6 protein-coding genes and 2 pseudogenes are annotated in these 5,372 nt (G+C 31.8%); 6 read left to right on the top strand and 2 right to left on the bottom strand.

The annotated features are described in order from the left end of the window. Together OZD62_RS00675 and OZD62_RS00670 are read left to right on the top strand one after the other, a co-directional pair. Positions 1 to 292, top strand: a 292-nt coding sequence (locus OZD62_RS00675) for a hypothetical protein (RefSeq protein WP_275019218.1), incomplete at its 5' end; no start/stop codon positions are given. Continuing rightward, a complete protein-coding gene (locus OZD62_RS00670) occupies positions 277 to 651 on the top strand; it encodes a histidine phosphotransferase family protein (protein ID WP_158246746.1) in 375 nt (124 codons plus the stop codon). The genes OZD62_RS00675 and OZD62_RS00670, both read left to right, overlap by 16 nt. A gap of 66 nt (positions 652 to 717) precedes the next feature. Here the strand turns inward: OZD62_RS00670 and OZD62_RS00665 are convergent, their stop codons facing one another. Then, positions 718 to 1,536: a transporter associated domain-containing protein gene (locus tag OZD62_RS00665; protein WP_275019217.1), complete on the bottom strand. Its 819-nt coding sequence runs from the start codon at positions 1,534 to 1,536 to the stop codon at positions 718 to 720. A gap of 402 nt (positions 1,537 to 1,938) precedes the next feature. Here OZD62_RS00665 and hemE point away from each other — a divergent pair, with 402 nt between their 5' ends. Together hemE and OZD62_RS00655 are read left to right on the top strand one after the other, a co-directional pair. Then, positions 1,939 to 2,955, top strand: coding sequence for a uroporphyrinogen decarboxylase (gene hemE, locus OZD62_RS00660; protein WP_275019216.1), 1,017 nt, complete (start codon positions 1,939 to 1,941; stop codon positions 2,953 to 2,955). A 68-nt stretch (positions 2,956 to 3,023) separates the two neighbouring features. Next, a complete protein-coding gene (locus tag OZD62_RS00655; protein WP_010082012.1) occupies positions 3,024 to 4,217 on the top strand; it encodes a pyridoxal phosphate-dependent aminotransferase in 1,194 nt (397 codons plus the stop codon). 45 nt (positions 4,218 to 4,262) lie between these two features. Here OZD62_RS00655 and OZD62_RS06095 read toward each other — a convergent pair. Further along, positions 4,263 to 4,746 (bottom strand): annotated as a pseudogene (locus tag OZD62_RS06095) (hypothetical protein). A 142-nt stretch (positions 4,747 to 4,888) separates the two neighbouring features. Here OZD62_RS06095 and OZD62_RS00645 point away from each other — a divergent pair. Continuing rightward, positions 4,889 to 5,050, top strand: coding sequence for a hypothetical protein (locus OZD62_RS00645; RefSeq protein WP_275019214.1), 162 nt, complete (start codon positions 4,889 to 4,891; stop codon positions 5,048 to 5,050). Between the two features lie 184 nt (positions 5,051 to 5,234). Next, positions 5,235 to 5,372, top strand: a pseudogene (locus OZD62_RS00640) (MFS transporter); the annotation flags it as partial.

Genomic DNA, 5,372 nt, shown 5'->3' with positions numbered 1-5,372 from the left:
GAACGAAAATACCAAAAACATACTGTTAATAACGGAACTGCTATCAGGACGGCTGCTTCATGACTTTGCTAACTCTATGAATGGAATAACGTTTGGCGTAGAAGAGCTTGAAGTAATAGATAAGAATGATGCTGATGCGCAGAAGGAAGCGTTGTTGTTTCTTAAAGAAAGCTCCGATGATTTAATATATAAACATAAAGTTATGAAGCAGGCATATTCTTCTTCAATGGATAATTATAGCTTTGATAAGACCAAATCTAATATCGAAAATTATTTATTAAAAAAAAAGTAAAGCTTACGTGGAAAATAGACGCATACTCTGCAAAAAATAAGGAAGATTTAATTGAAAAGATAAATAAGATAATTTCTAATATGGTGCTAACTATAGCCAGTGCAGTGGCGGAAGTTGAACTAGTATCTGTTTTACTGAGTCAAACAGAAGATAAAATGCTATTAACTATAAAAATTCTAAATGAACACAAACCAATAAGCAAATCATTAGTAGACAAATTAATCAAAAAAAATGACACTAATTTAAATACAAAAGATATTAATATCTATATGACCTCTTTATTATTAGAGTACTATAACACTGAAATGCATTATACTTGCGAAAATAATTTGCTGGAAATAGGTTTAACTATAACTTGAGTTGCATATTTGGTTATTACAACTTTTTCTTCGTGTCAAGGCATTCCCCGACAAGGGGTACCAAATCTAATCTTTGTAATCACTTAAGTCTAGTACTATTTTATTAATGTAGCGCTCATTTGCATCTTTGATGATAAACTTCATACCATTTTTATATTTAATGACTTCATCTACAGAAGGCACTTTACCAGCAATCGAAAGAATCAAACCACCAAGTGTAACATAGTCTTCTTCAGGGTCACGTAATTCTATTTTTAGATCCTCTTCTATATCTTTTATAAGAGCCCTTGCTGATACTTCAAACTTATTTTGAGACAATTCAGTAATGGTATATTCTGAATTTATTTCGTTTTCACTATCAATGTTTGGTATTAGTTCCTCTATAAGATCAGTCATTGAAATTAAACCATCAGTTCCACCATATTCATCCAATACGATAGCTAAGCATGATTTAGAAGAGTTCATCCTAACAAAAAGATTAGTTGTCTTCATCGAGGGTGGAACAAATATTACGCTTTGTATAATATGTTTCAGATTAAAATTTTTATCCCTATTAAAAATAACATCTTTTACATAAAAAAAGCCTATTACGTTATCAAAGTTATTTTTATAAATTGGTATTTTAGTGTGGCAAGTGTTTTTTATCTTCTTTATTATTTCACGCTCGCTTGACTCAATGTCTACTGCGCATATCTCTGTACGTGGAGTCATTATATCCATTATACCACAATCGCGGAATTTTAATAGACCATTAAATATATTAAGGTCTGGCAGATCTTTCATTAATGCCTCAGTCGCACACTTTTTCAACACAGAAGCTTTTTTGAAAAGGAAGAGAAAAATTCTATATGCTATTTTTTCTACTAAGGTTCTTTTTTTACTCAATTTATTCCCTGTAATGGCGAAAACGTTTTCAGATTAGATTTATCAAGAAAACTGTTATTAAATGTTTAATAAGCATGTGAATAATGTCAAATTAATTTGTGAATTATTTGTTGATATAAAATACCAACAATTGATCAACAACTTTTTCAACAACATATACATAGTTGTGTAACAATGCATGATGGTAAAGTATTTTCCATAAAAGAAAATTACTAACACTCTAAACACCTTACTTATACACATAAATCATAACAGAAAATCAATAATATACGAAAGTTACTCACATATTTATCCACAAGTTGAACAACGCCAATTTTTACTGAATTTTAAGTTAGTAACAAGTTATTGATAGAACTATTATTATTACTATACTTTAATATACAAAAGAATAAATAGAATAGATTGGAAAGCGGCAAAACAACAATAGCGAAAATTATTAAGAAAAATGAGCCGGGTGGAAGAGTGCCTATCTGGCTAATGCGTCAGGCTGGCAGGTCTCTTCCTGAGTACCGCAAAGCAGTAGAAAATATGAATAATTTTATGGAGATATGCTACAACACAGATTTAGTGACAGAATTGACGTTACAGCCGGTGACAAGATTTGACATGGATGCGGCGATAATTTTTTCAGACATTTTAATAATAGCTGATGTTTTGGGTTGTGACGTGAATTTCGTACGCGGTGTAGGTCCAATAATAAAATCCGTGGAAAGTCCTAAGGAATTGAAGGGTCCACAAGAAATTGAAACTAAAACCTTACCAATTCTAAACGCTATAAAAAAAGTCAGAAGCCAATTACCAAAAGAAAAATCTCTCATAGGATTTGCTGGTGGACCATGGACAGTAGCCTCATACATCATAGAAGGTAAGAGCAGCAAAACTTTTTCCAAAGTATTAAATTTTTATCCTTCGTGTTTGAAGGAAATAATTGAACGAATAACGGAAGTAACGATTATTTATCTAATTAAACAGATAGAATTTGGAGCAGATGTTATTCAGCTATTTGACAGTAATGCTGGTGCGTTATCGGAACCATTGTTTAAAGAATATGTTATCGAACCAACAAAGAGAATTATCTTGGCAATAAAGGATAGATTTTCTGATTTTCCAATAATAGGTTTTCCAAGGTCTGCTGGAAATCTTTATAAAGATTACTGCGAACAAACAGGTGTATCTGCAGTAAGTATAGATTATAATGTTCCAATAAAATGGGCGAAAGCGAATCTAAACATCCCTCTACAAGGAAACCTTGATCCTAATCTTTTAGCCTATAATAAAACGGAAGCAATCAAAGAAGCAAAACGTATAATAGATTGCTTTAGAGATTTACCCTTCATATTTAATCTCGGACATGGAGTACTCCCTGATACTCCAGTTGAAAATATTGCTGCATTGGTAAACCTGGTAAAAAGCTACTAATACAATACACAAAATTCTAGCTTTTTTGTTGTACGGGGTTTATCATTTGGATTTAGCTTCAGTAAGATATGTCAGACCTTGCAAAAAGAATGTCCCTAATAAAACCATCACCTACGATTGCTGTAACTGATAAGGCAAATAAGTTGAAAAATGAAGGAAAAAAGATCTGTGTTTTAGCTGCAGGAGAACCGGATTTTGATACTCCAGATCATATAAAAAAAGCAGCTATTCAAGCAATAAGTGAAGGTAAGACTAAATATACTGCTGTTGATGGAACGCGTGAGCTGAAAGAAGCAATAATTAATAAGTTAAGAAAGGATAATAACCTCGAGTACACGCTTAACCAAATCTGTGTTGGTACAGGTGCTAAGCAGGTGTTATTCAATTTGTTCATGGCAACAATTAACTCTGGAGATGAAGTTATTATTCCAGCTCCTTATTGGGTTTCATATGTTGATATGGTAAGTCTTTTTGGCGGCTTGCCAGTTGTAGTAGAATGCAAACAAAATTTTAAACTGACAGCGGAATTATTGAAAAGCAGGATAACTAAAAAAACTAAATGGTTAATTCTTAACTCACCGAACAACCCTGCAGGAGCTGTGTACACATGTGATGAATTGAAAGACATAGCACAAATATTGCTTGAATATCCACATATGAATGTCGTTACAGATGATATTTATGAGCATATAATATACGACGAAAAGTTTTTTACTATCGCTCAGGTTGAGCCGAAGCTTTATGATAGAGTTTTTGTAGTCAATGGAGTATCAAAAGCCTATGCAATGACAGGCTGGAGAATAGGGTATATTGCAGGTAGAAGTGATGTGGTAAAAGCTATCTCTACGCTGCAGTCTCAAAGCACTTCTAATCCAAATTCGATAGCACAAGCAGCAGCAGCAGCAGCATTAAACGGTGATCATAGTTTTTTGAAAGAAAGAACAAGGATTTTTAAGAGTCGTAGAGATTTTATGGTGAAAGAGCTAAATTCTGCCCCGGGATTATCAGCGTCTGTTCCACAAGGTGCGTTTTATTTATTTGTCTCATGTGAAGGATTGCTCAGTAAAAGCACAAAAAGTGGTAAGATAATAAATAATGATTTAGATTTTACTGAATACTTACTGGGAGATCATTTGGTTGCTGTGGTTCCAGGAATTGCATTTGGTCTAGAAAATTTTATCAGAATTTCTTATGCAACCTCTCAGGAACAATTAGAAATTGGATGTGATAGTATTACTAAAGCGTGCCAGGAGTTAAAATGAAATAGACTATCCATAAGTTGTATATTTTGCCATACTTCGCCAAGGTTATTTTGAATGTTCTAACTTGTGTTTTTCTATGGAAGGCATTTTTATTGATTGAGCAAGTGTCTTTCTAATATTGAATTCCTCATTTTTTTCATTTTGTTGCAGTAAGTTAATGTTATTTATTTTATTTACTAAATCTTTCCCCTTTTCCAGAGTCTTTAAATCACTTTCGTTAATGTGATGTTCATTGTAAAATTCTGCAACAATTTCTTTTCGGATAAGTATTTAAAAATTCCGACACCTGATGTTTAGCAACAGCTTGAATAAATTTCTTATTAAATCTTGAATCGTTATATAGATCTTCTAAATTTTCATCGTAGTGTTTTGCTTCATTTACAGCAAGCTTTATTATCTCTTCTATACCACTTAGAAGTTTCCTATACAATTTGTCGTATCTATTGCCTAGCACGTGTGTAGCGAATGTTTGTTCAATGTATTTTGTTATGTAATTTTGCAGCGTATTATCTATCGTGCTTATATTCATCAGCCTGCTTTAATATTATATTAACTATTTTACACATAAAAAGGTTAATATTGAATTAATAGAATACTTCTGAAGTCAAATTTTACTGAAAATTATGGTATTTAAGATATAATTGTCAGCATGAAATAAAAACATAAATAAAATGGAGCTTGTAACAAAAGTGAAGCTCAAGATAAAGATGAATAAGGGTAAAATCATAAATATACTTATCATTTGTGGTGTAATTTTTTTCATATACCTTATTCATGAGCCAGTTGTAGATATGGTAGAAAAAATTATAAGTAAAATAAAAGGTCTCTTTTAAAAATAGAAAAAGTGAACTTTTTCCATCATCCAAACTTGAACCTGGAAAATTTAGTTAATGCATAAACTACTTATGTTGGCTATGAGTTCAACTGTATAAAATTCCGGTAAATTAAAATAAGTATTCATAAAAATACTGTTTTTTATAAACAGAGTATCTATAATGCTAGCTTTGGGGTAAAGTATTGCAGAGGAATTTTTTAATCTGGTTGTTGGCGTCACTGTTTTATGCATACCAATATATATTACGCGTAATTCCAAATATTATAATTCCTGAATTGGTAGTAAGGTTTAATATAGGAACAACAGAAATAGGACAATTT

The sequence above is a fragment of the Wolbachia endosymbiont of Drosophila seguyi genome (genome assembly GCF_028981765.1).
Classification (GTDB): Bacteria; Pseudomonadota; Alphaproteobacteria; order Rickettsiales; family Anaplasmataceae; genus Wolbachia; species Wolbachia pipientis.
Note: the sequence above shows the minus strand (reverse complement) of the source record. Positions and strands in the feature narration are given on the sequence as shown.

Bases quoted from the DNA above. Each gene is read 5' to 3' on its own strand.
- OZD62_RS00645 (WP_275019214.1), top strand. From the start codon at position 4,889: ATGGAGCTTGTAACAAAAGTGAAGCTCAAGATAAAGATGAATAAGGGT.
- OZD62_RS00655 (WP_010082012.1), top strand. From the start codon at position 3,024: ATGTCAGACCTTGCAAAAAGAATGTCCCTAATAAAACCATCACCTACG.